The 25,721-nt window shown below is 73.1% G+C and carries 23 protein-coding genes; 16 read left to right on the top strand and 7 right to left on the bottom strand.

The window, feature by feature from the left end:
• Positions 1-68 precede the first annotated feature (68 nt).
• The 3 genes from ACH4MY_RS17330 (at position 69) to ACH4MY_RS17340 (ending at position 4,757) form a co-directional block, all read left to right on the top strand.
• Positions 69-692, top strand: coding sequence for a GntR family transcriptional regulator (locus ACH4MY_RS17330; protein WP_398003742.1), 624 nt, complete (start codon positions 69-71; stop codon positions 690-692).
• Positions 693-1,053: 361 nt separating this feature from the next.
• Positions 1,054-3,759: a pyruvate dehydrogenase (acetyl-transferring), homodimeric type gene (gene aceE / locus ACH4MY_RS17335; RefSeq protein ID WP_398003745.1), complete on the top strand. Its 2,706-nt coding sequence runs from the start codon at positions 1,054-1,056 to the stop codon at positions 3,757-3,759.
• A gap of 35 nt (positions 3,760-3,794) precedes the next feature.
• Positions 3,795-4,757, top strand: a complete 963-nt coding sequence (locus tag ACH4MY_RS17340) for a helix-turn-helix transcriptional regulator (protein ID WP_398003748.1) — start codon at positions 3,795-3,797, stop codon at positions 4,755-4,757.
• A 49-nt stretch (positions 4,758-4,806) separates the two neighbouring features.
• On the opposite strand, the gene ACH4MY_RS17345 is transcribed toward ACH4MY_RS17340, so the two are convergent.
• Positions 4,807-5,736: an SDR family oxidoreductase gene (locus tag ACH4MY_RS17345; protein WP_398003751.1), complete on the bottom strand. Its 930-nt coding sequence runs from the start codon at positions 5,734-5,736 to the stop codon at positions 4,807-4,809.
• Positions 5,737-5,834: 98 nt separating this feature from the next.
• On the opposite strand from ACH4MY_RS17345, the gene ACH4MY_RS17350 reads away from it, so the two are divergent.
• Positions 5,835-6,356 (top strand): DUF4240 domain-containing protein, encoded by a 522-nt coding sequence (locus ACH4MY_RS17350; protein WP_398003885.1) that lies wholly within the window; start codon positions 5,835-5,837, stop codon positions 6,354-6,356.
• A 192-nt stretch (positions 6,357-6,548) separates the two neighbouring features.
• Here ACH4MY_RS17350 and ACH4MY_RS17355 read toward each other — a convergent pair whose 3' ends face one another.
• Positions 6,549-7,343 carry an SDR family NAD(P)-dependent oxidoreductase gene (locus ACH4MY_RS17355; protein ID WP_398003753.1) on the bottom strand — a complete coding sequence of 265 codons (795 nt, stop codon included), beginning with the start codon at positions 7,341-7,343 and terminating at the stop codon, positions 6,549-6,551.
• A gap of 120 nt (positions 7,344-7,463) precedes the next feature.
• Between ACH4MY_RS17355 and ACH4MY_RS17360 the strand changes: the two genes are divergently transcribed.
• Positions 7,464-8,114: a TetR/AcrR family transcriptional regulator gene (locus ACH4MY_RS17360; protein ID WP_398003756.1), complete on the top strand. Its 651-nt coding sequence runs from the start codon at positions 7,464-7,466 to the stop codon at positions 8,112-8,114.
• A gap of 59 nt (positions 8,115-8,173) precedes the next feature.
• On the opposite strand, the gene ACH4MY_RS17365 is transcribed toward ACH4MY_RS17360, so the two are convergent.
• Positions 8,174-8,674, bottom strand: coding sequence for a GNAT family N-acetyltransferase (locus ACH4MY_RS17365; protein ID WP_398003759.1), 501 nt, complete (start codon positions 8,672-8,674; stop codon positions 8,174-8,176).
• Positions 8,675-8,711: 37 nt separating this feature from the next.
• Between ACH4MY_RS17365 and ACH4MY_RS17370 the strand changes: the two genes are divergently transcribed.
• Both ACH4MY_RS17370 and ACH4MY_RS17375 read left to right on the top strand, forming a co-directional pair.
• On the top strand, positions 8,712-9,632 hold the full coding sequence (locus tag ACH4MY_RS17370) for a TIGR01777 family oxidoreductase (protein ID WP_398003762.1): 921 nt from the start codon (positions 8,712-8,714) through the stop codon (positions 9,630-9,632).
• A 276-nt stretch (positions 9,633-9,908) separates the two neighbouring features.
• The gene (locus ACH4MY_RS17375) at positions 9,909-11,282 is read left to right on the top strand and encodes an NAD(P)/FAD-dependent oxidoreductase (RefSeq protein ID WP_398003765.1); all 1,374 of its coding nucleotides are present in this window, start codon (positions 9,909-9,911) and stop codon (positions 11,280-11,282) included.
• A gap of 949 nt (positions 11,283-12,231) precedes the next feature.
• On the opposite strand, the gene ACH4MY_RS17380 is transcribed toward ACH4MY_RS17375, so the two are convergent.
• Positions 12,232-13,740, bottom strand: coding sequence for a regulator (locus ACH4MY_RS17380; protein ID WP_398003768.1), 1,509 nt, complete (start codon positions 13,738-13,740; stop codon positions 12,232-12,234).
• Between the two features lie 289 nt (positions 13,741-14,029).
• Between ACH4MY_RS17380 and lipB the strand changes: the two genes are divergently transcribed.
• From lipB to ACH4MY_RS17400, 4 genes are all read left to right on the top strand, one after another.
• Entirely contained in the window at positions 14,030-14,839 is an 810-nt protein-coding gene (gene lipB, locus ACH4MY_RS17385; RefSeq protein ID WP_398003770.1) for a lipoyl(octanoyl) transferase LipB, read from the top strand.
• A 114-nt stretch (positions 14,840-14,953) separates the two neighbouring features.
• Positions 14,954-15,922, top strand: coding sequence for a lipoyl synthase (gene lipA / locus ACH4MY_RS17390; RefSeq protein WP_398003773.1), 969 nt, complete (start codon positions 14,954-14,956; stop codon positions 15,920-15,922).
• A gap of 253 nt (positions 15,923-16,175) precedes the next feature.
• Positions 16,176-16,391 (top strand): hypothetical protein, encoded by a 216-nt coding sequence (locus ACH4MY_RS17395; RefSeq protein ID WP_148004411.1) that lies wholly within the window; start codon positions 16,176-16,178, stop codon positions 16,389-16,391.
• A gap of 10 nt (positions 16,392-16,401) precedes the next feature.
• On the top strand, positions 16,402-17,106 hold the full coding sequence (locus ACH4MY_RS17400; RefSeq protein ID WP_398003776.1) for a DUF4191 domain-containing protein: 705 nt from the start codon (positions 16,402-16,404) through the stop codon (positions 17,104-17,106).
• A gap of 72 nt (positions 17,107-17,178) precedes the next feature.
• Here the strand turns inward: ACH4MY_RS17400 and ACH4MY_RS17405 are convergent, their stop codons facing one another.
• Positions 17,179-17,646: an RDD family protein gene (locus ACH4MY_RS17405; protein ID WP_398003779.1), complete on the bottom strand. Its 468-nt coding sequence runs from the start codon at positions 17,644-17,646 to the stop codon at positions 17,179-17,181.
• A gap of 245 nt (positions 17,647-17,891) precedes the next feature.
• Here ACH4MY_RS17405 and glnA point away from each other — a divergent pair, with 245 nt between their 5' ends.
• Positions 17,892-19,316, top strand: coding sequence for a type I glutamate--ammonia ligase (gene glnA / locus ACH4MY_RS17410; protein WP_398003782.1), 1,425 nt, complete (start codon positions 17,892-17,894; stop codon positions 19,314-19,316).
• Positions 19,317-19,425: 109 nt separating this feature from the next.
• Here the strand turns inward: glnA and ACH4MY_RS17415 are convergent, their stop codons facing one another.
• On the bottom strand, positions 19,426-19,701 hold the full coding sequence (locus ACH4MY_RS17415; protein WP_398003784.1) for a hypothetical protein: 276 nt from the start codon (positions 19,699-19,701) through the stop codon (positions 19,426-19,428).
• A 148-nt stretch (positions 19,702-19,849) separates the two neighbouring features.
• Between ACH4MY_RS17415 and ACH4MY_RS17420 the strand changes: the two genes are divergently transcribed.
• Together ACH4MY_RS17420 and ACH4MY_RS17425 are read left to right on the top strand one after the other, a co-directional pair.
• Positions 19,850-20,209, top strand: a complete 360-nt coding sequence (locus ACH4MY_RS17420; protein WP_398003787.1) for an ArsC/Spx/MgsR family protein — start codon at positions 19,850-19,852, stop codon at positions 20,207-20,209.
• Between the two features lie 57 nt (positions 20,210-20,266).
• Entirely contained in the window at positions 20,267-21,685 is a 1,419-nt protein-coding gene (locus ACH4MY_RS17425) for a PLP-dependent aminotransferase family protein (protein ID WP_398003790.1), read from the top strand.
• A 69-nt stretch (positions 21,686-21,754) separates the two neighbouring features.
• On the opposite strand, the gene ACH4MY_RS17430 is transcribed toward ACH4MY_RS17425, so the two are convergent.
• Entirely contained in the window at positions 21,755-22,696 is a 942-nt protein-coding gene (locus ACH4MY_RS17430; protein ID WP_398003793.1) for a Gfo/Idh/MocA family protein, read from the bottom strand.
• Between the two features lie 272 nt (positions 22,697-22,968).
• Here ACH4MY_RS17430 and ACH4MY_RS17435 point away from each other — a divergent pair, with 272 nt between their 5' ends.
• Positions 22,969-24,390: a hypothetical protein gene (locus tag ACH4MY_RS17435; protein ID WP_398003796.1), complete on the top strand. Its 1,422-nt coding sequence runs from the start codon at positions 22,969-22,971 to the stop codon at positions 24,388-24,390.
• The gene (locus tag ACH4MY_RS17440) at positions 24,387-25,601 is read left to right on the top strand and encodes an ARPP-2 domain-containing protein (protein WP_398003798.1); all 1,215 of its coding nucleotides are present in this window, start codon (positions 24,387-24,389) and stop codon (positions 25,599-25,601) included. Before ACH4MY_RS17435 ends, ACH4MY_RS17440 begins: the two co-directional genes overlap by 4 nt.
• The last annotated feature ends 120 nt before the right edge of the window (positions 25,602-25,721 follow it).

Genomic DNA, 25,721 nt, shown 5'->3' on the forward strand with positions numbered 1-25,721 from the left:
GGAAGTGTTTCCGGACGGGGGCGCCGCCGTATTGTCTTCAGAGTCAACACTCCCCGAGGAGCCGCTTCATGACCGTCCCCGTCGTCCACTCGCTGCGCGAGCAGATCCGCGAGCACATCGTGGAGGGGATCGTCAGCGGCCGCTGGAAGCCGGGCGAGCGGATCGTGGAGCGCCGGATCGCGACCGAGCTGGAGGTCAGCCAGACGCCCGTGCGCGAGGCGCTGCGCGAGCTGGAGTCGCTGCGGCTGATCGAGTCGGCGCCGAACAAGGGCGTCCGGGTCCGCAATCTGACCGCCGCCGACCTGGAGGAGAGCTACCCCGTACGCGCCGGTCTGGAGCAGATCGCGGCCGAGCTGGCGGCCGGGCGGCTGGCGACGGACTGCTCGGCCCTGGAGCCGCACGTGGCGGCGCTGTACGAGGCGGACGCGGCCGCCGACGGGACGGCGCAGGTGCGGCACACGGTGGCCTTCCACCGGGAGCTGGTGAAGGCCGCGGGGAACGCCGTGCTGCTGCACACCTGGGAGACGCTCGGCATCGAGGTCTTCACGGCCCTGTCGATCCGCTGGCTCGGCACGGTCCAGAAGTCGTACGCGGAGGAGCACCAGGAGCTGGTGGAGGCCTTCCGCCGGGGCGACCCGAACATCGGCGCGCTGGTGAAGGCGCACGTGCTGGGCTGCGCGCCGCGCGCCTGAGTGGCCTCGCTCCGCGCTCCCCGGCCTCACTCCTCCTTCCCCGGCCCTCACCCGCGCCTCACTCGACGGTCGCGGAACGTAGCGGGTCCACCCCTCTGGGTGGGCCCGCTCATTCGTGCGCGCACTCCCTCAGAAAGCGGCCCCTTCCCGCTCTCACCTGCGAAAACAAGGCACCGGGTGCCCTCTTTCGCGGCACCCTGTGCCGACTTTCTCGATCTGAAGAGGTTTTCCCCTTCAACCCTTTGATCGATCATCGATCGCCGGTTTACAGTCTTCGGCGGGCCGCTACCCGGCCCTTCGCCCTGTCCTGCCAGACAAGGCACCCCATCTCCACCCCCACCCTGTCCGGAAGGCGGCGATCATGACCGATCCCGTAGGCAAGATTCCGAGCGAGCTCGACCAGCTCCCGGACCGTGACACCGAGGAGACCGCCGAGTGGGCGGCCTCCCTGGACGCCGTCACCAAGGCCGCCGGCCCCCACCGGGCCGCCTACCTGATGCGCCGCACGCTCCAGCACGCCGAGGGCGCGGGCCTGGCCCTGCCCAAGCTGCTGGAGACGGACTACGTCAACACCATCCCGACCTCCGCCGAGCCGACGGGCGCCGACTTCGACGGCGACGAGGCCATGGAGCGCCGGATCACCGCCTGGAACCGCTGGAACGCGGCCGCGATGGTCAGCCGCGGCTCGAAGTACGGCGTCGGCGGTCACATCGCCACGTTCGCGTCGGCCGCCTGGCTGTACGAGACCGGCTTCAACCACTTCTTCAAGGGCAAGGAAGCCGACGGTTCCGGCGACCAGCTCTACATCCAGGGTCACGCCGCCCCCGGCATCTACGCCCGCGCGTTCCTGGACGGGCGCCTGAACGAGGCCCACCTCGACAACTTCCGGCAGGAGTCCGGCGGCAACGGTCTGCCCTCCTACCCGCACCCGCGCCGCCTCCCCTGGCTGTGGGAGTTCCCGACCGTCTCCATGGGTCTGGGCCCGCTCTCCGCCATCTACCAGGCGCGCTTCAACCGCTACCTGACCAACCGCGCCATCAAGGACGTCTCCGCCTCGCACGTGTGGGCGTTCCTCGGCGACGGCGAGATGGACGAGCCCGAGTCGACCGCGGCCCTCGCCCTGGCCGCCCGCGAGGGTCTGGACAACCTGACCTTCGTCATCAACTGCAACCTGCAGCGCCTCGACGGCCCGGTCCGCGCCAACTTCAAGATCGTGCAGGAGCTGGAGGCCCAGTTCCGCGGCGCCGGCTGGAACGTCGTGAAGTCGCTGTGGGGCAACGCGTGGGACGAGCTGTTCGCGCTCGACACCACCGGCGCCCTGGTCCGCCGCCTCCGCGAGGTGCCGGACGCGCAGGTCCAGACGTACCAGACCCGCGACGCCGCCTACATCCGCCAGGACTTCTTCGGCAAGGACCCGGCGCTCGTCGCGATGGCGCGGCTGCTGAGCGACGACAAGATCCTGGAGTGCTTCCACCTCTCCCGCGGTGGCCACGAGCCGCGCAAGGTGTACGCCGCGTACAAGGCCGCCGTGGAGTTCAAGGGCGCGCCCACGGTCATCCTCGCGCAGACCGTCAAGGGCTTCACCCTCGGTGAGGGCTTCGCGTCGAAGAACGCGAACCACCAGATGAAGAAGCTCTCGAACGACGAGTTCAAGAACATGCGTGACCTTCTCGAGCTGCCCATCTCGGACGCGCAGTTCGCCGACGGCCAGGTGCCCTACGGCCACCCCGGCGTCGACTCCCCCGAGGTCCGCTACCTCCAGGAGCGCCGCGCGGCCCTCGGCGGCCCGGCCCCGGCCCGCCGTACCCACGCGATCGCCCCGCTGCCGGCCCCGGCCGAGAAGGCCTTCACCGCCTTCGACAAGGGCTCCGGCACGCAGTCGATGGCGACCACGATGGCGTTCGTCCGTCTGATCAAGGACCTGATCCGCGACAAGGAGACCGGCAAGCGCTGGGTCCCGATCGTCCCGGACGAGGCCCGTACCTTCGGTATGGAGTCGCTGTTCCCGTCGCTCGGCATCTACTCGCCGAAGGGCCAGACGTACGAGCCGGTCGACCGCGACCAGCTGATGTACTACAAGGAGGCCGTCAACGGCCAGATCCTCAACGAGGGGATCACCGAGGCCGGTTCGATGGCCGACTTCATCGCCGCTTCCACCGCGTACTCCACGCACGGTGAGGCGATGATCCCGTTCTACATCTTCTACTCGATGTTCGGCTGGCAGCGCACCGCCGACCAGATGTGGCAGCTCGGCGACCAGCTCGGCCGCGGCTTCCTCGTCGGTGCCACCGCGGGCCGCACGACCCTGACCGGTGAGGGCCTCCAGCACGCCGACGGCCACTCGCCGGTGATCGCGGCCACCAACCCGGCCGCCCTGACGTACGACCCGGCGTTCGCCTACGAGGTCGCGGCCATCGTCAAGGAGGGTCTGCGCCGGATGTACGGCGAGGCCGCCGAGGGCGAGGACCAGAACGTCTTCTACTACCTCACCGTCTACAACGAGCCGATGCCGCAGCCGGCCAAGCCGTCCGGCATCGACGAGGGCATCGTCAAGGGCCTCTACCGCTTCAACACGGCGGAGTCGGCCGGTCTCGACCTCCCCGCGAACGCCTCGCGGATCCAGCTCCTCTCCTCCGGTACGGCCATCCACTGGGCCCTTGAGGCGCAGAAGCTGCTCGCCGCCGAGTGGGGCGTGGGCGCCGACGTGTGGTCCGCGACCTCCTGGACGGAGCTGCGGCGCGACGCCCTGGAGGCCGACGCGGCGCTGCTGCGCGGCGAGGAGCAGGTGCCGTACATCCGCAAGGCCCTCGAAGGCGTCGAGTCCCCGGTCCTCGCGGTCTCCGACTACATGCGCCAGGTCCCCGACCAGATCGCGCAGTGGGTCGAGCAGGACTGGTCCTCGCTCGGTGCGGACGGCTTCGGTCTGTCGGACACCCGTGACGCGGCCCGCCGCCACTTCGGTGTCGACGCGCAGTCGATCGTCGTCGCCGCTCTCGCCCAGCTCGCCCGTCGCGGCGAGGTCCCGGCCTCGGCCGTGAAGGAGGCGCGCGAGCGCTACGGCCTCTAGGCCGGACTGTCGGTGCGGGCGCGCATGATGGGTTCATGCGCGCCGCCCGTCTGATCAAGCTGGTCCTGCTCCTCCAGTCCCGTCCTTCGATGACGGCGGCCGAACTCGCCGCCGAGCTGGAGGTGTCGGAGCGCACCATCACCCGCGATGCCCTCGCCCTCTCCGAGGCGGGGGTTCCGGTGTATGCGGACCGGGGAAGGGCCGGCGGGTACCGGCTCGTCGGCGGCTACCGCACCCGGCTGACGGGTCTGGCACGCGGCGAGGCCGAGGCGCTGTTCCTGTCCGGCCTGCCCGGCGCGCTGCGGGACATGGGCCTGGAGGACGCGGCTTCGGCGGCCCGGCTCAAGGTGTCCGCGGCGCTGCTGCCCTCGCTGCGGGACGCCCCCGACTCGGTGGCCCAGCGCTTTCTGCTCGACGCGCCGGGCTGGTACCAGGAGCCGGAGTCGCCGGAGATGCTGCCGCCGATCGCGGACGCGGTCTGGGACGACCGGACGATCTCCGCGCGCTACCGGCGGGGCGACCGCGAGGTGGAGCGCGAACTCGCCCCGTACGGCCTCGTCCTGAAGGCGGGCGTCTGGTACCTGTGCGCGCGTTCCGGTACGGCGTTCCGGACCTACCGGGTGGACCGCTTCACGGCCGTCGCCCTGTCCGGGGACCGGTTCGTACGGGACGAGGCGTTCGCCCTGCCGGAGTTCTGGGCCGAGCGCGCGGCGGAGTTCGCCCGGTCGATCCTGCGCACCGAGGTCGTCCTACGGCTCACGGAGGCGGGGGCCCGCAGACTGCCGCACGTGACGGACCGCGCGGCCGCCGAGGAGGCCCTGGCGGCGGGGACGCGGGACGCGGACGGCCGGGTGACGGTGACGCTCCCGGTGGAGGGCGAGGAGGTCGCCCTCTCCCAGCTGCTCACCCTGGGCGCGGAGGCCGAGGTCCTGGCCCCGGACTCCCTGCGCGCCCGCTTCGGTGAGGCGGCCCGCGCGATGGCCGCGCTGTACGTGTGACGGCGGCGGGCGGCAGCCGGCGTCCCGGCCGTGGCCCGCCGGCCGTCGTCTACCGGTAGTCGTTCACGTCCGGCTCGCCCGTCTCGTCGGCGAGCATGAAGCCCCACGCGTCCGGCCGCGAGCCGTCCGCGTCGGTGAAGCCGTACTCCCCCGCCAGCTGTCCGCTGGAGAGCGACCGGCCGTTCCAGCGGTGCCGGTCGGGGTCGGCGGCGAGGGCGGCGACGGCGCGTCCCACGTACACCGGGGACTCCGCGACCGCGAAGCCGGGAATCTTCTCCACGGCGTCGCGCCAGTTCTCCTCGGTGACGCCGAACGCGGCGAGCATCTGCTCGGACCTGAGCCAGCCAGGAGTGAGGCAGACGGCCGTACCGCCGTACTCCTCCAGTTCCTTTCCGAGGCCGAAGGCCATCCGGATCGGGGCGTTCTTGGCGAGGTCGTAGAAGAGGTTCTCGCGGAAGCGGGGGCCGTTGTACTCGGCGGTGCCGTCGGTGACCTCGACGACGAGGCCGCCCCGGTTGCGGATGAGCAGCGGCAGCGCCGCGTGCGAGGTGATGACGTGCGTCCGCACACCCAGTTCGAGCATCCGGAGGCCGCCGGTGAGGTCGTTCTCCCAGGTCTTCTTGCCGAAGACGAGGAGGTGCTCACCGCCCCACACGTCGTTGACGAGGACGTCGAGCCGTCCCCGCTCCCGGTCGATCCGGTCGACCAGCGCCCGGACCTGCTCGGCCTCCAGGTGGTCGGTGGGGACGGCGATGCCCTCGCCGCCGGCCGCCGTCACCAGTTCGGCGGTCTCCTCGATGGTCTCGGTGGCCCGGCCGACCTCGCTGACCTTCTCGCGGGTGGTCCGCCCGGTGACGTACACCGTGGCGCCCGCCGCGCCGAGCTGGACGGCGATGGCCCGTCCGGCTCCCCGGGTGGCCCCGGCGACCAGGCAGATCCGTCCCCGCAGGGCCTTCGTCTCGTTCGTCTCCGTCGTCATGGCCACCAGACTGGCAGGAAAGTACGACACCTTCTGTCCTGATTCATTTCGGGTTTCCGGGTGCGTCGCACCCTCCGAGCCACGATGCTGGTGCCGTGATGGACGAGACGGAGTTCTGGGAGATCATCGACGCCAGCCGCGCGGACGCCGAGGGCGACCCCGAGGAACAGGCCGATCTGCTCGTGGAACGGCTGACCCGGCTGGACCCCGACTCCGTGCTCGACTACGCACGCCATTTCGAGGCCCGCTACAACCGCGCGTTCCTCTGGGACCTGTGGGGCGCGGCGGCCGTGCTGTTCGACGGGGCGGGCGACGAGACCTTCGACTCGTTCCGCTGCTGGCTCATCGGCCAGGGCCGGGAGATCTACGAGGGCGCGGTGCACGATCCGGACGCGCTGGCGGAGCTGCTCGGCGAATTCGACCTGGAGATCGACGGGGACGGTGAGGAGATCGGTTTCGCCGCGGACGAGGCGTACGAGCAGCTGACCGGCGCCGAGACGCCCGACCTGGGCATTCCGATGCCGGGCGGGGAGCCGCTGGGCGCTCCCTTCGACCTGGAGGACGACAACGTGCTCGCGGCGCGCTTCCCCCGGCTGTGGGAGCGCTTCGGAGCGGCGTAGGAACCGTGTGAGGCGGAAGGGTCACGGGTGGGGGAGGTACGGACCCGGGGGCCGTCCCACCCCGGGTCCGTACCGGTCTCCCGGCCCGCCTCTCGGCCCGCGCTCTCGGCTCGGCCCGCCGGGCTCGGCCCCCCGGCCCGCGCTCTCGGCCCGGCCGGGGGCGCGGGTCCTCCCGGCCCTCGCGGGCACGCGTCAGAAGTGCGTGCCGCCGTCGACGCGGACCTCGGTGCCGGTGATGAACCTGCCGTCCTCGCTCCCCAGCATCGCGACGACGCCGGCGACGGTCTCGGGGCCCGCGAAGCCCTGGCCGAGGGCGGGGGCGAGCTTCGCGAAGAGGGACCAGTCGGTGTCCTCGGGGAGGCCGGGGCCGACGCTCTGGCGGGAGGCGCCGCTGCCGTCGGTCATACCGGAGGAGATGGAGCCGGGCTGGACGGCGGTGAAGCGGATGCCCTGCTTGGCGTACTCGGCGGCGAGCGCGTGCGTCATGGACTGGATGCCGCCCTTGCTGGCCGCGTAGGCCGCCATGTAGGGGTGGGCGAACATCGCGGAGGTGGAGGAGAAGTTCACGACGGCGGAGCCGTCGCCCTCCAGGAGGGCGGGGATCGCCTCGCGGATCATCAGGAAGGTTCCGGTCAGGTTGATCCGTATCACCTGCTCGAAGGAGTCGAGGCTCGTCTCGTGGGTGTGCGAGGAGCGCAGGACGCCGGCCGCGTTCACGAGGACGTCCAGGCCGCCGAGCGCCTCGACGGCGGCGGCGACACCGGTGCGTACGGAGGCCTCGTCGGCGACGTTCAGGACGAGGGTGGTGAGGCGGTCGGCGGCGTCGCCGGCCTTGGCGACGGTGTCCTTGAGGCCGTCCTCGCTGATGTCGGCGGCGACGACCCGGCCGCCCTCGGCGAGCACGCGGAGGACGGTGGCCTGGCCGATGCCGGAGCCGCCGCCGGTGATGAGGGCGCGGCGTCCTTCGTAACGGGTCAGCTGGTTCATGGCGGCAACCTCTCGATGTCGAGCTTCTGGGGGAATGCCGCCACCGTACGCCCAAGTGGCACGTTTTGCCATAGCTGCACAACGTGCACATCGGGCTGTCGCGGGCGTACTCTTCGTACGGTGAGCACCAAGCCCGAGGGCGCCACGCCCCCCACCCGGACGCTGACGGAGCGCCGCAAGGCCGCCACCCAGCTGGACATCGCGCGCGCCGCCGCCGAACTCTTCACCGAGCACGGCCCCGACGGCACCACGGCCGAGGACATCGCCCTGCGGGCCGGGGTCGCGCTGCGCACCTTCTACCGGTACTTCCGCTCCAAGCAGGACGCCGTGGCCCCGCTCCTCGCGGGCGGCGGCGACCGCTGGCGCGAACACCTCGCCGCCACGGAACCGGGCGCGGCCCTGCCGACGGCCCTGGAGCGCTCCATCGCCGCATCGCTGACCCCCGGGGACGCGGCGGCGGAGGAGGGGCTGCGCTGGACCCGGGGGCTGCTGCGCGCGGCCACCGAGGACCCGGCGCTCCGGGCCGTCTGGTACCGGGTCAACCAGGAGTCCGAGGAACGGCTGCGCGAGATCGTCGCCGGACTCGCGGGACCGGACGCCGACCCCCTGGAGGTACGGCTCGCGGCGGCGGCGGCCACCGATGCCATCCGGATCGCGCTGGAGAGCTGGGCGGAGACGGACGCGCCGGTACGGGGCGAGGGCGCCCCGGCGGAACTCGCCGTCCGCTGTCTGCGCGAGCTGATGGGCGGGATGCGGCTGCTGAACCCCTAGCGGGTGACGTGCCGCGGGCCCGGCCCAGCCCGGCCCGGCCGGCAGGGCACCCCCGGGGTTCAGAGGGCCAGCGACCGGCCCATGAGGACGTCGTCCACGTACGCCCCGTCCAGGAACAGCTCGCCCGGCAGGACCCCCTCGACCGCGAAGCCCTCGGAGGCGTAGAGCGCACGGGCCGGGGTGTTGTGCCCGAGCACCCGCAGCGTCATGCGGACGGCGCCGTCCGCCCGCGCCTTGTCCATCGCGGCCCGCAGCAGCGCCCGCGCCACCCCGCGCCCCCGGACGGACTCGGCGACCACGAGCCCCTGGATCTGGCGGACGTGCGCGGTCGCCGCGAGCGGCGTGGGCGGCACCACCCGGATGTAGCCGACGACCACGCCCCCGCTCACCGCGAGGAGATAGTCCTCCGGCAGGTGACGGGCGTCGAAGAAGGGCTCGTACGGAAGGACCGGGGCGGGCAGGACCGCGTGCAGGGTCGACCAGGCGGCCCGGTCGAGCGCGGCGAGGACCTCGTCGTCCCCGGGTACGGCGGTACGTATCAGCGTCTCCGGCACGATCATGACGGCAACTGTGCCACGCCCCGGCCGGGGAGGCAGGATGGTTCCCATGCAGCGTTCCACCACCCGCAAGCGTGTCGCCGTCACCGGCGCCACCGGGCTCATCGGCTCGGCCCTGGTCCGCTCCCTGCGCACCGACGGCCACGACGTCCTCCGGCTCGTCCGCCGGCCCGCCCGGACCGCCGACGAGGTCGAATGGGACCCGAAACGGCTGTACGTGGACGCCGCCGGGCTCGTCGGCGTGGACTCCGTCGTCCACCTGGCGGGCGCCGGGGTCGGCGAGCGCCGCTGGACGGAGGCGTACAAGCAGGAGATCCGGGACAGCCGGGTGCTCGGCACGACGGCGATCTCCCAGGCCCTCGCCTCGCTCGCGGAACCGCCGGAGAGCCTGGTCTGCGGCACGGCGCTCGGCTGGTACGGGGACACCGGCAGCCGCGCCGTCGACGAGAGCGCCCCCGCCGGCACCGGCTTCCTTCCCTCGGTCTGCGTGGAGTGGGAGGCCGCCGCGGCCCCCGCCGAGGAGGCCGGCATCCGCGTCACATACGCCCGCACCGGCCTCGTGGTGGCCCGCGAGGGCGGGGCCTGGGGGCGGCTCTTCCCGCTCTTCCGCGCCGGACTCGGCGGACGGATGGGCGACGGCCGCCAGTACTGGTCGTTCATCTCCCTCCACGACGAGGTGGCCGCACTGCGCCACCTGATCGACACCCCGTCACTCTCCGGCCCGGTGAACCTGACCGCCCCCGACCCGGTCACCAACCGCGAGGTCACGGCGGCGATGGGCCGCGTACTGCACCGGCCGACCCTCCTCACGGTGCCCACGGCCGCCCTGAAGGCGGTGCTCGGAGACTTCGCGCAGGACGTGCTGGGCAGTCAGCGGGTGCTGCCGGGACGCCTGTTGGAGACCGGCTTCGACTTCGCGTTCCCGACGATCGACGACGCGATCAGGGCCGCGGCAGGCTGAGCGGCGACCGTGCGGCGGGGAGGCGACGGGCGCACCCGGCCCCCTCCCCTCTCCCTCTGCGCTCCGCCGCCCCGCCCCCGTTCCCTCCCCTGCGCTCCCCCGGCCCCTCCCTCGCCCCTCCCCTGCGCTCCCCCGTGCCGCACGCACCCCCGGTGCGCGCGGCTGGCACCCGTGGGAGCGCTGCCTAGGCTCGACACGAACGGCGAACTCGGGCATTCCGGAGGCCCGTTGGGGGCATAGGCCTCCCACCGGCCGCGCCGACCTGGGGAGGGGCACGTGCTCAACAGCGCAGACAGCGCAAGGACCGCACAGCGTACGGACGTCGTGGAGGCCGTCGACGTCGTCATCGTGGGAGCCGGAGTCGCCGGACTCGCCGCCGCCCACCGGCTGACCGGCGCGGGACTCTCCGTCGCCGTTCTCGAGGCGGAACCCCGCATCGGGGGCCGGATGGCGACCGAGACCGTCGACGGCTTTCTGCTCGACCGGGTCGGGCCACTGCTCACCCAGTCGTACGAGGAGCTCAGGGCCGTCCCGGGGCTCGACGGCCTCGTACTGCGCCCCTTCACTCCGGGGGTGCTCGTCCACAGCGACGGCCGGTACGCGCGGTGGGGCGCCCCGCACCCGCGCCGGACGCCCGGGGGGCAGCGGGGTGCGGGGCACCGAAGCGTGGGGGGAGCGTTCAGTGTGGCGCGCGCCCTCGCGAGCGCCCCCCGCCATCCGGCCGCCTCGCTCGACCAGGCCCGGCTCGGTGCCTCGCTCGTGCGGCTCGCCGCGACCCCGACACAGCGGCTCCTCGCCCGCCCCGAACGGACCGCGCGCGAGGCCCTCACCGCCCGGCTGCCCGCCCGGACCGTGCAAGGGGTGCTGCGGCCACTGCTCGCCGCGCTTCTCGGCGACCCGGACCTCGGCATGTCGAGCCGCCACGCGGACCTCGCGCTGCGCGCCTTCGCCCGGGGCCGGCTGGCCGTACCCGAGGGCGGTTCGGCGGCGCTCCCGGAGCGGCTGGCGGCCGCGCTGCCGCCCGGCACCGTCCGTACCGGAATCCGGGTCACGGAGGCGTCCGTGTCCCGGGTCACGACGGCCGAGCACGGGGTGTTCCGGTGCCGGTCCGTACTGCTCGCCACGGGGGCGCGGACGGCCGCCGAACTGCTGCCGGGCCTGCGGACGCCGGCCTTCCACCCCGTGACGGTGCTCCACCACACGGCGCCCGTGGCACCGACCGGGGACCCGAGCCTGCTCCTGGAGTCCGACCCGGGCGGGCCCGTCTCCCACACGGCCGTGATGAGCGCGGTCGATCCGAGCCGGGCGCCGGAGGGGCGGGCCCTGATCACCTCGACGGTGCTCGGCACACCGCCGGACGACACGGAACGGCGGGTCCGCAAGCACCTCGCCACGCTGTACGGCACGTCGACCGACGAGTGGGAGCTGCTCGCCCTGCACCACACGCCCGACGCGGTCCCGGCGATGGCGCCCCCGCACGACGCGCGCCGCTCGGTCCGGCTGCTGTCGGGCCTGTACGTCTGCGGCGACCACCGGGCCACGAGCACCACCCAGGGCGCCCTCGCCTCGGGCCACCGGGCGGCCCGCGCACTCCTGACGGACCTGGGCGTCCCCACCCCGTCGCAACCACCGGCGAGGGAGGCGGCGTAACACGGCACGCCGCCCTCGCTGCGGGCAACGGTTCCGGGGGGGGCGGCCCCTACCGACCCCGCGCTGCGGACGTCGCGCCCCCCGTGTGACCTCCCGTTCCCCAACCCGGAATGGGACGTCACAACGGGCGTCGTCGCCACGCCGTTGTGGGCGCTGCCCACCCCGTTGTGGGCAACTGTTCCTCCCCCAGACTCCGTCCGGGGGGACCCCCAGGGCGGAACGGGTGGGCACAACGGAACGTCGCCCCTTGCCGGGCCCAGGCTTCCGCGCCCTGACCCGCACCGGATGTGCGTCGCGCTGTTGGTGCGGGTTCAGGCGCAGGGGGCGGACGCGCCGCCAAGGGCGCCGTCCCGTGTGCCCACCCGTCCCGCCCCAGCGGGACGATTGCCCACACGGGGGTGGGCGAGGGCAGCGGGCGCGGGCTGCGGCAAAGGCCAGGCGGCGCGGGCGGGGCGCCGCGTGTGCGCGCCCACACGGCAGCGGGCCGGGGCGCGAGCCCGCGGGCAGGCCCACACGGCGGCGGGCGGGGGCGGCGTGCGCGTGCGCACACGGCGGTGAGCCGGGCGGGGCCGCGTGTGCGCGCGCCCACACGGCAGTGGGCCGGGGCGCGAGCCCGCGGGCAGGCCCACACGGCGGCGGGCGGGGGCGCATGCGTGGGCCCACACGGGCGGTGGGCCGGGCGCGGCGCGCGAGCGGGTCCGCACGGCGGTGGGCGGGCATGGCCGCACGGCAGTGGGCCGTGCGGCCACGCGCGCGCGTGACCGCACGGGGGTGAGCCGGCGCGGCGTGCGCGTGGCCACACGGCGGGGCGGGCCCGGGCGGCGCGCGCGAGCGACCGTGCGGCGGCGGGGCCGTGCGGGCCGCGGGGGCGGGGTTCGGGCCGACCGGGGGCGGAGTGAGGGCGCAGACCACCAGGCCCCCGCCCGCACGGGGCGCGAGGGCCTGGTGGTCAGCCGATCGCGGCCACGCGGTCGCGGTACGTGCGGGCCGCCGCCGCGTCGCGGTACGGCTCCAGGCGTCGTTCGAAGTCGCGTACGTACTCCACCGCCCGCGCCGACCGCATCTCCGAGGCCTGCTGCGCGGCCTCGGCGCCGAGCGCGCAGGCCTGGTCGAGTTCGCCGAGGGCGAGCCGCGAGGTGGCGAGGACCACCCGGCAGAAGAGGCGGCTGCGGGCGAAGCCGGGGGCGCGGAGCTGGAGGGCGCGTTCGGCGTGCTGGGCGGCGGGGCGGTACTGCTGGAGGTCGCGGTGGCAGTGGCCGAGTTCGTCGGCGAGCTGGGCCTCGTCGAACATCCGGGCCCAGTAGGGCACCTCGTCGCCTGGCCGGGCCGCTTCTAGGGCCCGTTCGGCGCGGACGAGGGAGGCGCTGCAGGCCCGTGCCTCGCCGAGGACCGCGTGTCCGCGTGCCTCGACGGCGTGCAGCATCGCCTGGACGACGGGCGGGGCGGCGGGCCCGACGCCCTGCTGGGCGACCCGGGCGAGCTGGACGGCTTCGCGCCCGTGGCTGAGGTAGACGGCCTGGCAGCTCATGGTGAGGAGCACGTACGAGCCGTAGGCCCGGTCCCCGGCGGCCTGGGCGAGGCGCAGTGCCTGGACGAAGTAGCGCTGGGCGAGTCCGTGGGCGGCGATGTCGTACGAGGTCCAGCCGGCGAGCCGGGTGAGGTCGGCGGCCGCGGCGAAGAGGCGGCGGCCGACGGACTCGCCGTACGTCCCGCGCAGCATGGGTTCGGCCTCGTGTTCGAGGTAGCGGACGAGGGCCTGGCGGGCGTGGCCGCCGCCGTAGGCGTGGTCGAGGGTGCGGAAGAGTTCGCCGACCGAGCGGAGGGCGGCGATGTCCCCGCTGGAGACCCGTTGGCCGGGTCCTCTGTCCGTGCCGCGCTGCCGGGGGACGGAGAAGCGGCCCTGGGGCGGCACGCGGGGGTCGTGCGCGAGGCGCGGGTCGTACGGGAGGCGGGCCTCGGCGGCGGCGACGGAGGACGGGGAGCGGGGGCCGGTGGGCAGGTCCCCGCGCGCCACCCGGTCGTCGGCGCGCCCGATCAGCCAGTCGCGGCTGGGGACGACCAGGCCCGCCGGTGTGAAGGCGATCTTGCGGAGTTCGGCGTGGCTGCCGGAGTCCTTGCGCCAGAGTCCGCTGACGATGTCGACGGCCTCTTCCGGGGTCGCGGCGAACTCCAGGCCGGCGTAGACGGGCGCGCAGGCGTCGAGGCCGAGGTCCTGGGCGGAGAGGCGGCGTCCCAGGCGACGGGTGAAGACCTCGGCGATGAGGGCGGGTGTGGTGCCGCGCGGCTGCTGGCCGCGGAGCCAGCGGGTCACGGAGGTCTTGTCGTACCGCAGATCGAGACCGTGTTCCAGACCGAGCTGGTCGACGCGTCTCGCCAGGCCCGCATGGGAGAACCCCGCTTCGGCGATGAGCGCGGCGAGCTGGCGGTTCGGGATGCGCTGCGGTGGTCGTTCCGTCATCAGCTGTGCGGTCTCCTGCCTTCCGGGTCCGGGCGGCAGTCCCGTCGGACCCTCATGGAACGGCGCGAATTTAGCGGTCCGAACGGCCTGTACCGCCACCTTCGCCCCACATTCATCCGATCGTGTGAGGATTGACGGCATCGCTGACGTAGGCACCCCCCGTCCACCTGCCGGAGGGGTGTCTCCGGTACCGCCGTACAGTGGCATGGGCGCGAATGACGCATGGTGCCGATCCGGCCCGGGATGATCCCCGGTACCCGGCCCCCGGCATCCAGGAGGAGGCATGGCCGTGAGTGAGCTGCGATTCGTCCGCCTTGGTTTCGGCGAGGAAGCCGTCGACTACCAGGTGGCCTGGGACAAGCAGCGCGAGGTGCACGCCGCGCGGTTCGCCGACGAGATCGACGACACCTGTCTGCTCCTCGAACACCCGCCGGTCTACACGGCCGGCCGGCGGACGGCGGAGAGCGAGCGCCCGCTCGACGGGACTCCGGTGGTGGACGTCGACCGCGGCGGCAAGATCACCTGGCACGGTCCCGGCCAGCTGGTCGGCTACCCGATCATGAAGCTGCCCCGCCCGGTGGACGTCGTCGCGCACGTCCGCCGCCTGGAGGAGGCGCTGATCCTCACCGCCGCCGAGTTCGGCGTGGAGACGAGCCGGGTCGAGGGCCGCAGCGGTGTCTGGGTCCTCGGTGATCCGGTGGAGCGGCGGCCGTCGCTCGGCGGACTGTCGCTGGACTTCGACCCGCGGCTGACGGACGAGGAGTTCGACCCGCGCATGAACGGCCCCGAGTACGCCCCGTCCAACGCCGGCCAGCGCCGCGAGGACCGCAAGCTCGCCGCGATCGGCATCCGGGTCGCCAAGGGCGTCACCATGCACGGCTTCGCCCTCAACGTGAACCCGGACAACGCGTGGTTCGACCGGATCATCCCGTGCGGCATCCGCGACGCGGGCGTCACCTCGCTCGCCAACGAGCTGGGCCGCGATGTCACGATCGAGGAGGTGCTGCCGGTGGTGGAGAAGCACCTGCGGGCGGTCCTGGAACAGGCGGAGCTGAAGCCCCGGGAGATCGAGCGCCCGGTGGAGACGGCCTCGGCCTGAGGAGTGCCCTCAGGAATGCGGGGCGCTGGCCAGAGGTTGGCCATAGGTAGTAAGGCATGGGAAGCAACGGCGTACCCTGGTGTGCGCCGAAGAATCGAAGCTACAGGAGCCGATGTGTCCGCAGTCGCACCCGACGGACGCAAGATGCTGCGCCTGGAGGTCCGGAACGCCCAGACCCCCATCGAGCGCAAGCCCGAGTGGATCAAGACCCGGGCGAAGATGGGGCCCGAGTACACGAAGATGCAGAGTCTCGTGAAGAGCGAGGGCCTGCACACGGTCTGCCAGGAGGCGGGCTGTCCCAACATCTTCGAGTGCTGGGAGGACCGCGAGGCGACCTTCCTCATCGGCGGTGACCAGTGCACCCGGCGCTGTGACTTCTGCCAGATCGACACGGGCAAGCCCGAGGCGCTGGACCGCGACGAGCCCCGCCGGGTGGGCGAGTCCGTCGTCACGATGGACCTGAACTACGCCACCATCACCGGCGTCGCGCGGGACGACCTGGAGGACGGCGGCGCCTGGCTGTACGCGGAGACCGTGCGCCAGATCCACCAGCAGACGGCGGAGCGCGCCGAGGGCCGCACCAAGGTCGAGCTGCTCGCGCCCGACTTCAACGCGGTGCCGGAGCTCCTGGCGGAGGTCTTCGCCTCCCGCCCCGAGGTCTTCGCGCACAACGTCGAGACGGTGCCGCGGATCTTCAAGCGGATCCGTCCGGGCTTCCGTTACGAGCGTTCCCTTGACGTCATCACGAAGGCCCGTGACTACGGTCTGGTCACGAAGTCGAACCTGATCCTCGGCATGGGCGAGACCCGTGAAGAGGTCAGCGAGGCGCTCCGGCAGCTGCACGACGCGGGTTGCGAGCTGATCACGATCACGCAGTACCTGCGCCCCTCCGTCCGGCACCACCCCGTGGAGCGCTGGGTGAAGCCGCAGGAGTTCGTGGAGCTGAAGGACGAGGCCGACGAGATCGGCTTCTCCGGTGTCATGTCCGGCCCGCTGGTCCGTTCCTCGTACCGCGCGGGGCGTCTGTTCCAGCAGGCGATCGAGAAGCGCGGCGCGGTCGACAACGCCACTCAGGCTGTGTGAATCCGAGCACAAGTAGTTACCGGCCGGTAGTGGCCGGATCCGACGCGGCCCGTACGCCCCCGCAGCTCAGCGGGGATGTACGGGCCGCGTCGGCGTTCCCGCACTCCTCCGCATGGCCGCATCAACGTTTCATCAGTGTTTGACCACCGGGTCACGCGCTGGTAACACCAGTCTGTGAGCCTGGTTTCACTCACCGCCACCACCGCTCGCTCCCCCCGCCTCGTCTCACCCGCAATCGAGGGAGGACCCCGACATGCCGGCCGCATCGACGCACGTCCGCGTCACCGCGATCCCGTCCGTCACCGACGCCCTGAAGGCCGTGGAGTCACTGCTCCTCGGCGCCGGGCAGCGCACCGCCCGGCGCAACGCCTGGAACTCCGTCCTGGAGGACCGCCGCCGCGCCAAGGACAGGGTCGAGGCCCAGCACGTGATGGAGGTCGCGTCGGGCCGGACTTCCCGGGCCACGTAAACTTCAGGACATGGCGAGGAAGGCAAACACGGGCAGCGCTGACGCTGCGAACCAGGGGCGACTGAAGCAGATCGCCCTCACGTACAAGATGACCCGAAAGGCTGACCCTAAGGTCGGACTTGTCGTCGCAGGCGTGGGCATCGTCGTACTCGGTGTCCTCCTCGCGATCGGCTTCCTGATCGGTCACCCGGTCTACCTGGGCATCCTGGGCTTCGTCCTGGGACTCCTGGCGGCGGCCATCGTGTTCGGGCGGCGTGCCGAGCGCGCGGCCTTCGGACAGATGGAGGGCCAGCCGGGCGCTGCCGCGGCAGTGCTCCAGAACGTCGGACGAGGCTGGACGACGACCCCCGCGGTCGCGATGAACCGCAGCCAGGACGTCGTGCACCGCGCGGTCGGCCGGGCCGGCATCGTGCTGGTGGCGGAGGGCAACCCGAACCGGGTGAAGCCGCTGCTCGCGGCCGAGAAGAAGCGCATGAACCGCGTCGTGGTGGACGTGCCGGTCACCGACATCATCGTCGGCGACGGCGAGGGCCTGGTGCCGCTCAAGAAGGTCCGTACGACCATGCTCAAGCTGCCTCGGGTGCTCACTGGCCCGCAGGTGACGGTGGCCAACGACCGGCTGCGGGCGATGGGTGACCTGATGAGCAACATGCCGCTGCCGAAGGGTCCGATGCCGAAGGGCATGCGGATGCCGCGGGGCGGAAAGACGCGCTGACGCGCCCGACAAGAACAACGGGAAGGCCCCGGACCGTGACAACGGTCCGGGGCCTTCTCCGTGCCGCAGGAGTCAGATGCGGACCTGGACGGCACCGGAGAGACGGTCGTGGAGGCCGCGGCCGTCGCGGTCCCAGATGAGCGCCGGGATCGCCAGGCAGACGAGCAGGGAGCGGAGCGCCACCCGCGGCACTCCGAGCCGGCCGCCGCGCGCGGAGACGACCTGGAGGCCGAAAAGCCGCTTGCCGGGCGTCGAGCCGATGGTGCCGACGGTCAGCACGCTCAGGACGAGGAGGATGCCGAGGGCCCAGTTGCCGGTCGCCTGGTTGTAGCCGTCGGTGATCAGGCCGTATGCGATCAACGTGCAGACGGCCCAGTCGACGGCGAGGGCGCCGAGGCGGCGACCGGGGCGGGCGATCGAACCGGGGCCCTCCTCCGGCAGCCCCAGCTGCTGACCGCGGTATCCGAAGTCGACGCCTGCGTCCTCGGCCGCCGCGCGCGGGCCGGAGAGCCAAGATCCGAGTGCTTGCCTGTTGTCCACCCGACCACGGTACTGCGCCCGTTTTTGATCACTTCGGCCCGGGTCGGCGAAGTCGGACCGAACGGGCACGCGACGTGTGTCGGCGGGCGGAGCGGCACCCACCCCGGTTAACTTCGACGAAACAATTGGGTCATGCTTGAGAAATCCCGTCTGCCTATGGTCGGGTCCAGCGTGTGCCACCGCACTGGCTGCACGAACCAGCTGCAAACCCCGCCCCTCCCCGGGCCGGGAGTAGGAGGAGTGGGATGTCCGAGACGCACGGGTTCCAGAACGCCGACGAGGTCAAGAAGTACATCAAGGACAACGACGTCAAGATGGTCGACGTCCGTTTCTGCGACCTTCCGGGCGTGATGCAGCACTTCACGATCCCGGCGACGGCGTTCGACCCGTCGGAGGAGCTCGCCTTCGACGGCTCGTCGATCCGCGGCTTCCAGGCGATCCACGAGTCCGACATGGCGCTCCGCGCCGACCTGTCGACGGCCCGCGTGGACCCCTTCCGCCGCGACAAGACGCTGAACATCAACTTCTTCATCCACGACCCGATCACGGGCGAGCAGTACAGCCGTGACCCGCGGAACATCGCGAAGAAGGCCGAGGCGTACCTCACGTCCACCGGCATCGCCGACACCGCGTACTTCGGCCCCGAGGCCGAGTTCTACGTGTTCGACTCGGTGCGCTTCGAGACCTCCGCGAACCAGGGCTTCTACCACATCGACTCCGAGGCCGGCGCCTGGAACACCGGTGCGGAGGAGAACAACCGCGGCTACAAGGTCCGCTACAAGGGCGGCTACTTCCCGGCCCCGCCGGTCGACCACTTCGCCGACCTGCGCTCCGAGATCTCCCTGGAGCTGGAGAACGTCGGCCTGCAGGTCGAGCGCCAGCACCACGAGGTCGGCACCGCCGGCCAGGCCGAGATCAACTACAAGTTCAACACGCTGCTCGCCGCGGCCGACGACCTGATGCTCTTCAAGTACATCGTGAAGAACGTCGCCTGGCGCAACGGCAAGACCGCGACCTTCATGCCGAAGCCGATCTTCGGCGACAACGGCTCGGGCATGCACGTCCACCAGTCGCTGTGGGCCAACGGCGACCCGCTGTTCTACGACGAGACCGGCTACGCGGGCCTCTCGGACACCGCCCGCTACTACATCGGCGGCATCCTCAAGCACGCCCCGTCGCTGCTCGCCTTCACCAACCCGACGGTGAACTCGTACCACCGCCTGGTCCCGGGCTTCGAGGCCCCGGTCAACATGGTGTACTCGCAGCGCAACCGCTCCGCCGCCATGCGCATCCCGATCACGGGCTCGAACCCGAAGGCCAAGCGCGTCGAGTTCCGCGCGCCGGACCCGTCCTCGAACCCGTACCTCGCCTTCTCGGCGCTGCTCCTCGCGGGCCTCGACGGCGTCAAGAACAAGATCGAGCCCATGGAGCCGATCGACAAGGACCTGTACGAGCTGGCTCCCGAGGAGCACGCCAACGTCCCCCAGGTCCCGACCAACCTGGAGGCCGTCCTCACCGCCCTGGAGGAGGACAACGAGTACCTCCAGGCCGGCGGCGTCTTCACCTCCGACCTGATCGAGACCTGGATCGACTACAAGCGCACGAACGAGATCGCCCCGATCCAGCTGCGCCCGCACCCGCACGAGTTCGAGCTCTACTTCGACCTCTAAGCCGGACGCCCCAGCAGTACAGCAGTGAGGGCCGCCGCCCCCGGACTTCCGGGAGCGGCGGCCTTCGCCGTTCTCCTCGCGTGCCCGCCTGCCCTTGCGGTCCCTCCGCTCAGCGGCCGTAGCGGATGAAGGTGCGGACCATGCGGCAGGTGGTGTCCGACGGCGGGTGGATGCCGATGTGCTGGGCCGTGGTGCGTATCGTCGCGTTCGTGGCCTTCGACGGGACGTAGACACCGGCGTCGAGGAGGGCGATCGCGAGGCGCATGGCCTTCAGACGGCGGTTGTGCGTCACGTACCACTCCCGGGGGCGGCCCGCGGGGAGCGGCTTCCTCCGGAGCGGCTTCCACGGTTCGAGGGACGGTGTCCGGATCACGGCGAGAGCCATGGGCTACCTCCTGGCGAACGACGGGGGCGGGGCCCTCCCCGGGGCCCTCGCCTTCACCCCTTATTTTAGTGGCCCCCACTGACAATCGCCCCTGGCCAGAGGGGGTTTGGGGGGTGGTGGAGGGAGCTCTGGGGGGTACCGTGGGGGCATGGAGATCTGGATCAATCCCGCCTGTTCCAAGTGCCGCAGCGCCCTCACCCTCCTCGACGCCGAAGGCGCCGACTACACCGTGCGGCGCTACCTGGAGGACGTGCCCTCCCCCGACGAGATCCGGCAGGTGCTGAAGCGGCTCGGGCTCGAACCCTGGGACATCACGCGGACGGGGGAAGCCGTCGCCAAGGAGCTCGGGGTGAAGGAGTGGCCCCGGGACGCCGAGAACCGCGACCGGTGGGTCGAGGCGCTCGCCGGGCACCCCGAGCTCATCCAGCGGCCGATCATCACCGCCGAGGACGGCACGGCCGTCGTCGGCCGGTCCGAGGAGGCCGTACGGGACGCGCTGTCGCGTTGAGCCCGCTTCTCGCGCGACGGGGGGGACCGGTGACGACGGAGACGGCGAGGGGGCCGCGTGAGTGAGCCGGACGGCGGGTCCGGGCCCTCGGGGCTCGGGGTCGATCTGCATCTGGAGCTGAGTGCCGCCGGCGGACGGCGGGCCGTGCTCATCGCGGCGCTCCGCGAGGCCGTACGCGGCGGCCGGCTCGCTCCCGGAACCCGGCTGCCGCCCTACCGCTCGCTCGCCACCGACCTCGGGATCGCCCGCAACACCGTCGCCGACGCCTACGCCGAACTCGTCGCCGAGGGCTGGCTCACCTCCCGCCAGGGCTCCGGGACCCGCGTCGCCGACCGCGTCGCCGCGCCCGCGCCCCGGCCCGTCCACCCGGCCGCGCCGCCGCCGCTCCCGTACGACCTCGTCCAGGGCAAGCCCGACCCCGCCGCCTTCCCCCGCGCCGCCTGGCTGGCGGCGGCCCGGCGGGCGCTCACGGACGCGCCGCACGAGGCCTTCGGGATCGGCGACCCGCACGGCCGGATCGAACTGCGCCGGGCGCTCACCGAGTACCTCGCGCGCGTGCGGGGCGTGCGGACCACCCCCGACCGGATCGTCGTCTGCTCGGGCGCCGCGCACGCGCTCCGGCTGCTCGCGCCCGTCCTCGGCACCGCCGCCCCCTGGGCCGTCGAGTCCTACGGACTGCCCTTCCACCGCGGCCTCCTCGCCGAGGCCGGCGTCACCACGGTGCCGGTGACCGTCGACGGGGACGGGGCGCGCGTCGCGGACATCCCCCGCCGGTCGGGCGCGGTGCTGCTCACCCCCGCCCACCAGTTCCCCACCGGCGGGCCGCTGCACCCCGAGCGCCGCACCGGCGTCCTGGAGTGGGCGCGGGAATCCGGCGGTCTGGTGATCGAGGACGACTACGACGGGGAGTTCCGCTACGACCGGCGGCCCGTGGGCTCCGTCCAGGGCCTCGACCCCGAACGGACCGTCCTCCTCGGCTCCGTCAGCAAGAGCCTCTCCCCCACCCTGCGGATCGGCTGGATGTGCCTGCCGTCGGCGCTCGTGGACGGGGTGGTCGCGGCGAAGGGCCGCCGTGAGCCGTACGCCTCCGCGACGGACCAGCTCACCCTCGCCGACCTCATCGTCTCCGGCGCGTACGACCGGCACGTCCGGCGGATGCGCCAGCGGCACCGCGGACGGCGCGACCGGCTGACGGCGGCTCTGGCGGAACGGGTGCCGACGGTACGGGTGACGGGGATCTCCGCCGGGCTGCACGCCGTGGTGGAGCTGCCGCCGGGTACGGAGCGGGCCGCCCTCGCCGCGGCGGCCCGGCACGGGGTCGAGGTCGAGGGCCTGGCGCCCTACCGCCACCCGGAGGCCGGCGACACCCACCGCCCGGACGGGCTGGTCGTCGGCTACGCCACACCGCCGGAACGGCTGTACGGGGCCGCGGTGGACGCGTTGTGCGGGGCGCTCTCCGAGGCGCTCGGCTCCTGAGGCCTCGGCGCGGGTCCCGCTGCGAGGGGGCTCGGTGCCGGCGGGACCGCCCGCGTCCGGGCAGGGGCTTCAGCTGCCCGACGCCTCGCGCGCCTCCTGGGTCTCCCGCGCCTCCTGAGCCGCCGTCTCCGCCGTCGTCAGGATCTCGGTGAGGCGGAGGCCGAAGCGGGCGTCGCAGGCGTCGGGTGCGCCGGTGCGGGCCGCCGTGACGAGGGCGTCCACGGCCGCGCCGAACGCTCCCACCGCCCCGTCCCAGCGGGGCATCTCGGCCCGGCCCCCGGTGCCGTACAGGGTGAGGGCCGCCTCCGCCGCCTCCGGCGGCGCGCTGAGGGTGAGCGTGGCCGTGCTGCTCGCGCCCGAGGTGTGGCGCAGCACCAGGTGATGGGTGTCGTCCGGGCCCGGCGCCGCCGTGATCGCGGTGACGTCGCCGAGGACCGGCAGGAAGACGGAGAGGACATGCGGGCCGACGTCCCACAGCCCGCCCTTCTCCCGCCGCCACGGGGACGCCGCGTACTCGCTGCTCGAACCGGTCCCGTAGAGCGAGCCCAGCCAGTGCGCCTCGCCCAGGAACCAGCCGCCGACGGCCTGCTGTTCCTCGATCCAGCGGGCCGTCGGCTCCGCGAACCGCAGGGTGCAGAACACCACCGAGGCGACCCCGGCGGCCGCGACCGCCTCGGCCACCTCGCGTGCCCCGGCGACGGTCGTCGCCACCGGCTTGTCGAGGAGGACATGGCAGCCGGCCTCCGCCGCCCGCACCGCGAGCGGGGCCTGCACGTCCGGCGGGAGCGCGAGGGCGACGGCGTCGCTGGCCGCGAAGAGGGCGTCCACGTCGTCGTACGCGCGCGTGCCCGACGCGGCGGCGAGCGCGGCCGCGGCCTCGGGACGGCGGCCCCACACCCCGCTGAGCTCGACCCCCGGATGCCCGGCGAGCGCGGGCGCGTGGGTGCGGCCGGCCCAGGGGCCGGTGCCGAGGAGTCCGATACGGGGCTTCGCGCCCAGCTGCTTCGCCATGACCCCAGTCTGCCGGGTGGGTGTGACAGCCGGCCGCGGACCCCCGGCCCCCCCCTGACCCGCCCCGGCGCCTGCCCGTGCCCCTGCCCGTGTCCCTGCCGCTGCCGCTGCCGCTGCCGCGAAATCCAGTCGCGGTGCTCCCCCTGTCCGGTGTTAGCGTTCCCTGGCCGGCCGCGGGACTTCGGTGCGACTTCCGGAACCTGCCTCTGAAGCAACGTCTTCGCTGTTCGTGCCCTCATTCCCCGGCCGGCACCCACGAGAAGGGGAGAGCCTTGTCCGAGCTCGTCGCCGCCGAGGACGTGCTCCTCTTCGTCAACGCCGCCGTGACCGCCACCGGTCAGCGCGAGTTCCGTTCCTCGGCCGCCGCGCAGCGGTTCTCGCTGCGGTTCGTCCACGAGTACGTACGGGTCAACTACCGGCCCGTGTACGCCGCCGCCCTCGCGCTCGACATCAACCACCACAACGCGGCCCTCATCGTCGAGCAGCTGCTGCGTACCGCCGACGAGGCCGGCGGCCCCGAGGAGAAGCGGGCCGAGGGGCGGCTGATCGCCGCCCGGCTCGCGCTCCTGCCGCCGCAGCGCGTCTACCGGCTGTTCCGCGCGCTGCGCGCCGCCGGGGTCAACAACCGGCGTACGCGCGCGATCGTGCGCGCGTGGCTCGCGGCACGCCCCGACCCCGCCCTCGACGCGGTGAAGTACCGGACCGGTCTGAAGGCCGCCCTCCGGCACGTCCACGGGCGGCTGCCCGATCCCGAGACCGGGGACTTCCTCTTCACGCCCGGCCGCCGGGTCCGGTACGAGAACCCGACGCTCGACTCGTTCCGCCGGGCCCGCTACGAGCAGGGCGCGCTGTACGAGCTGCCGTTCACGGTCGCCGAGGGGTTCGCCGCCAAGCACGGGGTCCCGCGCGCGGTGTTCCTGGACCGGATCGCGCCCCGGATGACCCGGCTCGAACAGCTCAGGACGGCGCGCGCCGCCGATCTGACCGTCATGCCGCTGACCCGCCTCGCCCTGTACGTCCTGTCGCTGCCGTTCACCGAGCGGGTGGAGCGACGGGCCGAGCTGACGGGCGCGCTGCGGGCGGCCGCCCGGCGCGCGGCGGGGCCGTACGCCGGGAGCTGGGGGCGGGTCGCCGCCGTGCTCGACGACAGCTTCTCCTCCTCGGGCTCGGCGGTGAAGCGGCGCCGCCCGCTGGCCGTCGCCCTCGGCTGCCACTACCTCCTGGAGGCCCTCGCGGCGCCGGGGGCGTACACCCCGCTGTGGACCTCCGGCGGCAGTGATCCGCTGCTCGTCCGGCCGTACGGACCGACCCCGTTGGGCCTGCGGATCCTGGACGCGCTGGAGACCGGACCCGACCGGCTGGTGATCGTCTCGGACGGCTGGGACAACGCGCCGCCGGGGCTCGCGGGCGAGGTGCTGCGGGTGTGGCGGTCGCGGCTGGATCCGGAGCGGCGGACGAGCGTGGTGCACCTGAACCCCGTATACGACGCGGAGGGTTTCGACGTGCGCCGGCTGGCCCCGAGCGTGCCGGCCGCCGGGATCAGGGACGCGGAGGATCTGGCGGCGCTCGTGGAGATCGCGCAGTTCGCCGAGGGGCGGACGGGGTTCGCGGAGTTGCGGGCCTATCTGGACCGGCGGGTGGAGCTGTTCCTGGAGGGGTCGGGAACGTCTGTGGGAGAGGGGACCGGGGGATGACCCGGATCGATCTGACCGGGCTCGACGTCCGGCCGGCGCAGGTGTGGGGCGGCGTACGGCTCGTACCGCTCGTCCGGGCCGAGCCGGTGCCCGGGCTGCGCCTGCACCGGGAGGTCTACGGGGGGTACGGCGGTCTCGGCGCGGTCGATCTGCCCGACCGGTCCGCCTACACCTCGTACATCCCGCACGGCTTCGTCGCCGACTGGACGGGATCGGGGACGGGCCCGGGCGCGGAGTCCGCCGTGTACGGGACCCGGCTCGGCGGCGACGGCACGAGCGGCCGCGGCGGCGGGGCCGTCGACGGGCCGACGGCCTGCATGCCCGTGCGCCGCATCCACAAGATGGCCAAGCGGCGCCGTGACCACGAAGGACGCACCGCGCGCCGGCTCCGCTTCCTGCCGCTGCACCTCGCCCTCGAGGGGTACCTCTCGCTGCACTTCGGCGGACCGTCGACGGCCTGGGACGAGTGGTCCCGCGAGGCGCTGCGGCACGGCCTCTCGCCGCGCGCCGAGGCGGCGTACGCGGGGTGGACCGTACCCGGGCTCGCCGAGGGGCTGCGGATCTTCGAGGTCCACCCCGGCCAGTGCGGGCTGCTCCTGTACGTGGCCGACGCGCTGGCCGCGGCCTTCGTCGTACCCCACCCGGACGACTACCGGCTTCTGCATCCGACCCTGATCGAGGACCTGTACGGGGAGCTGGTGCACCAGTACGCCCACTACGGCGCCCCGGTGCCCGAGTTCACGGCGGGGATCCGGGACGGGGCCGGCGGCATCCGCACCCTCGCGGACCTGCGGGCGGCCGCCGGGGAGCAGGAGCGGGCCTGGGCCGTGGCGCACGACGGGCTCATGGCGCGGGACCTCCTGGAGACCCCGTACGCCTTCGAGCGGGTGTACCGGGCGGGGCCGTTCGACCTGTACCGGTTCCTGCCGCCGTTCCTGCGGGACGGGACGGAGCAGCACATCGGCGAGCTGATCACCGACCACAAGGGCCGGACGGTCTATCTGAAGACGTTCCGGCTCTCCGAGAACCAGATCCGCAAGGGGCACCTGCTGCGGCGGCTCGCCGACTGCGACTGGCACCCGGGGCGGACCGCGGAAGCCCTCGGCACCTCGTACGCGGAGCTGGTGCGGCGTATCCGCGGCGCGGGGCTCGACCCGCTCCTGAACGCCCACGCCGTCGCACAGCGACTGCGGGAAACACAGGAAAGCTGAGTAACACGGGGTTCACATTCGGGCAACCGACGGGAAATCCCGTGTTGCGAAGCTGCGACCGGACACAGACACCGCAGCTTCTCGCAGCGCCGCGAGCCGCCGCGACCCACGCAGCAGCAC

Source organism: Streptomyces sp. NPDC017246 (assembly GCF_044331325.1).
Classification (GTDB): Bacteria; Actinomycetota; Actinomycetes; order Streptomycetales; family Streptomycetaceae; genus Streptomyces.

Coding starts and splice junctions, on each gene's coding strand:
- ACH4MY_RS17415 (WP_398003784.1), bottom strand. CDS start 19,701: ATGGCTCTCGCCGTGATCCGGACACCGTCCCTCGAACCGTGGAAGCCG.
- ACH4MY_RS17370 (WP_398003762.1), top strand. CDS start 8,712: ATGGTTCCCATGCAGCGTTCCACCACCCGCAAGCGTGTCGCCGTCACC.
- ACH4MY_RS17430 (WP_398003793.1), bottom strand. CDS start 22,696: ATGGCGAAGCAGCTGGGCGCGAAGCCCCGTATCGGACTCCTCGGCACC.
- aceE (WP_398003745.1), top strand. CDS start 1,054: ATGACCGATCCCGTAGGCAAGATTCCGAGCGAGCTCGACCAGCTCCCG.
- glnA (WP_398003782.1), top strand. CDS start 17,892: ATGTCCGAGACGCACGGGTTCCAGAACGCCGACGAGGTCAAGAAGTAC.
- ACH4MY_RS17420 (WP_398003787.1), top strand. CDS start 19,850: ATGGAGATCTGGATCAATCCCGCCTGTTCCAAGTGCCGCAGCGCCCTC.
- ACH4MY_RS17355 (WP_398003753.1), bottom strand. CDS start 7,343: ATGAACCAGCTGACCCGTTACGAAGGACGCCGCGCCCTCATCACCGGC.
- ACH4MY_RS17440 (WP_398003798.1), top strand. CDS start 24,387: ATGACCCGGATCGATCTGACCGGGCTCGACGTCCGGCCGGCGCAGGTG.
- ACH4MY_RS17340 (WP_398003748.1), top strand. CDS start 3,795: ATGCGCGCCGCCCGTCTGATCAAGCTGGTCCTGCTCCTCCAGTCCCGT.
- ACH4MY_RS17330 (WP_398003742.1), top strand. CDS start 69: ATGACCGTCCCCGTCGTCCACTCGCTGCGCGAGCAGATCCGCGAGCAC.
- ACH4MY_RS17345 (WP_398003751.1), bottom strand. CDS start 5,736: ATGACGACGGAGACGAACGAGACGAAGGCCCTGCGGGGACGGATCTGC.
- ACH4MY_RS17365 (WP_398003759.1), bottom strand. CDS start 8,674: ATGATCGTGCCGGAGACGCTGATACGTACCGCCGTACCCGGGGACGAC.
- ACH4MY_RS17350 (WP_398003885.1), top strand. CDS start 5,835: ATGGACGAGACGGAGTTCTGGGAGATCATCGACGCCAGCCGCGCGGAC.
- ACH4MY_RS17380 (WP_398003768.1), bottom strand. CDS start 13,740: ATGACGGAACGACCACCGCAGCGCATCCCGAACCGCCAGCTCGCCGCG.
- ACH4MY_RS17395 (WP_148004411.1), top strand. CDS start 16,176: ATGCCGGCCGCATCGACGCACGTCCGCGTCACCGCGATCCCGTCCGTC.
- ACH4MY_RS17400 (WP_398003776.1), top strand. CDS start 16,402: ATGGCGAGGAAGGCAAACACGGGCAGCGCTGACGCTGCGAACCAGGGG.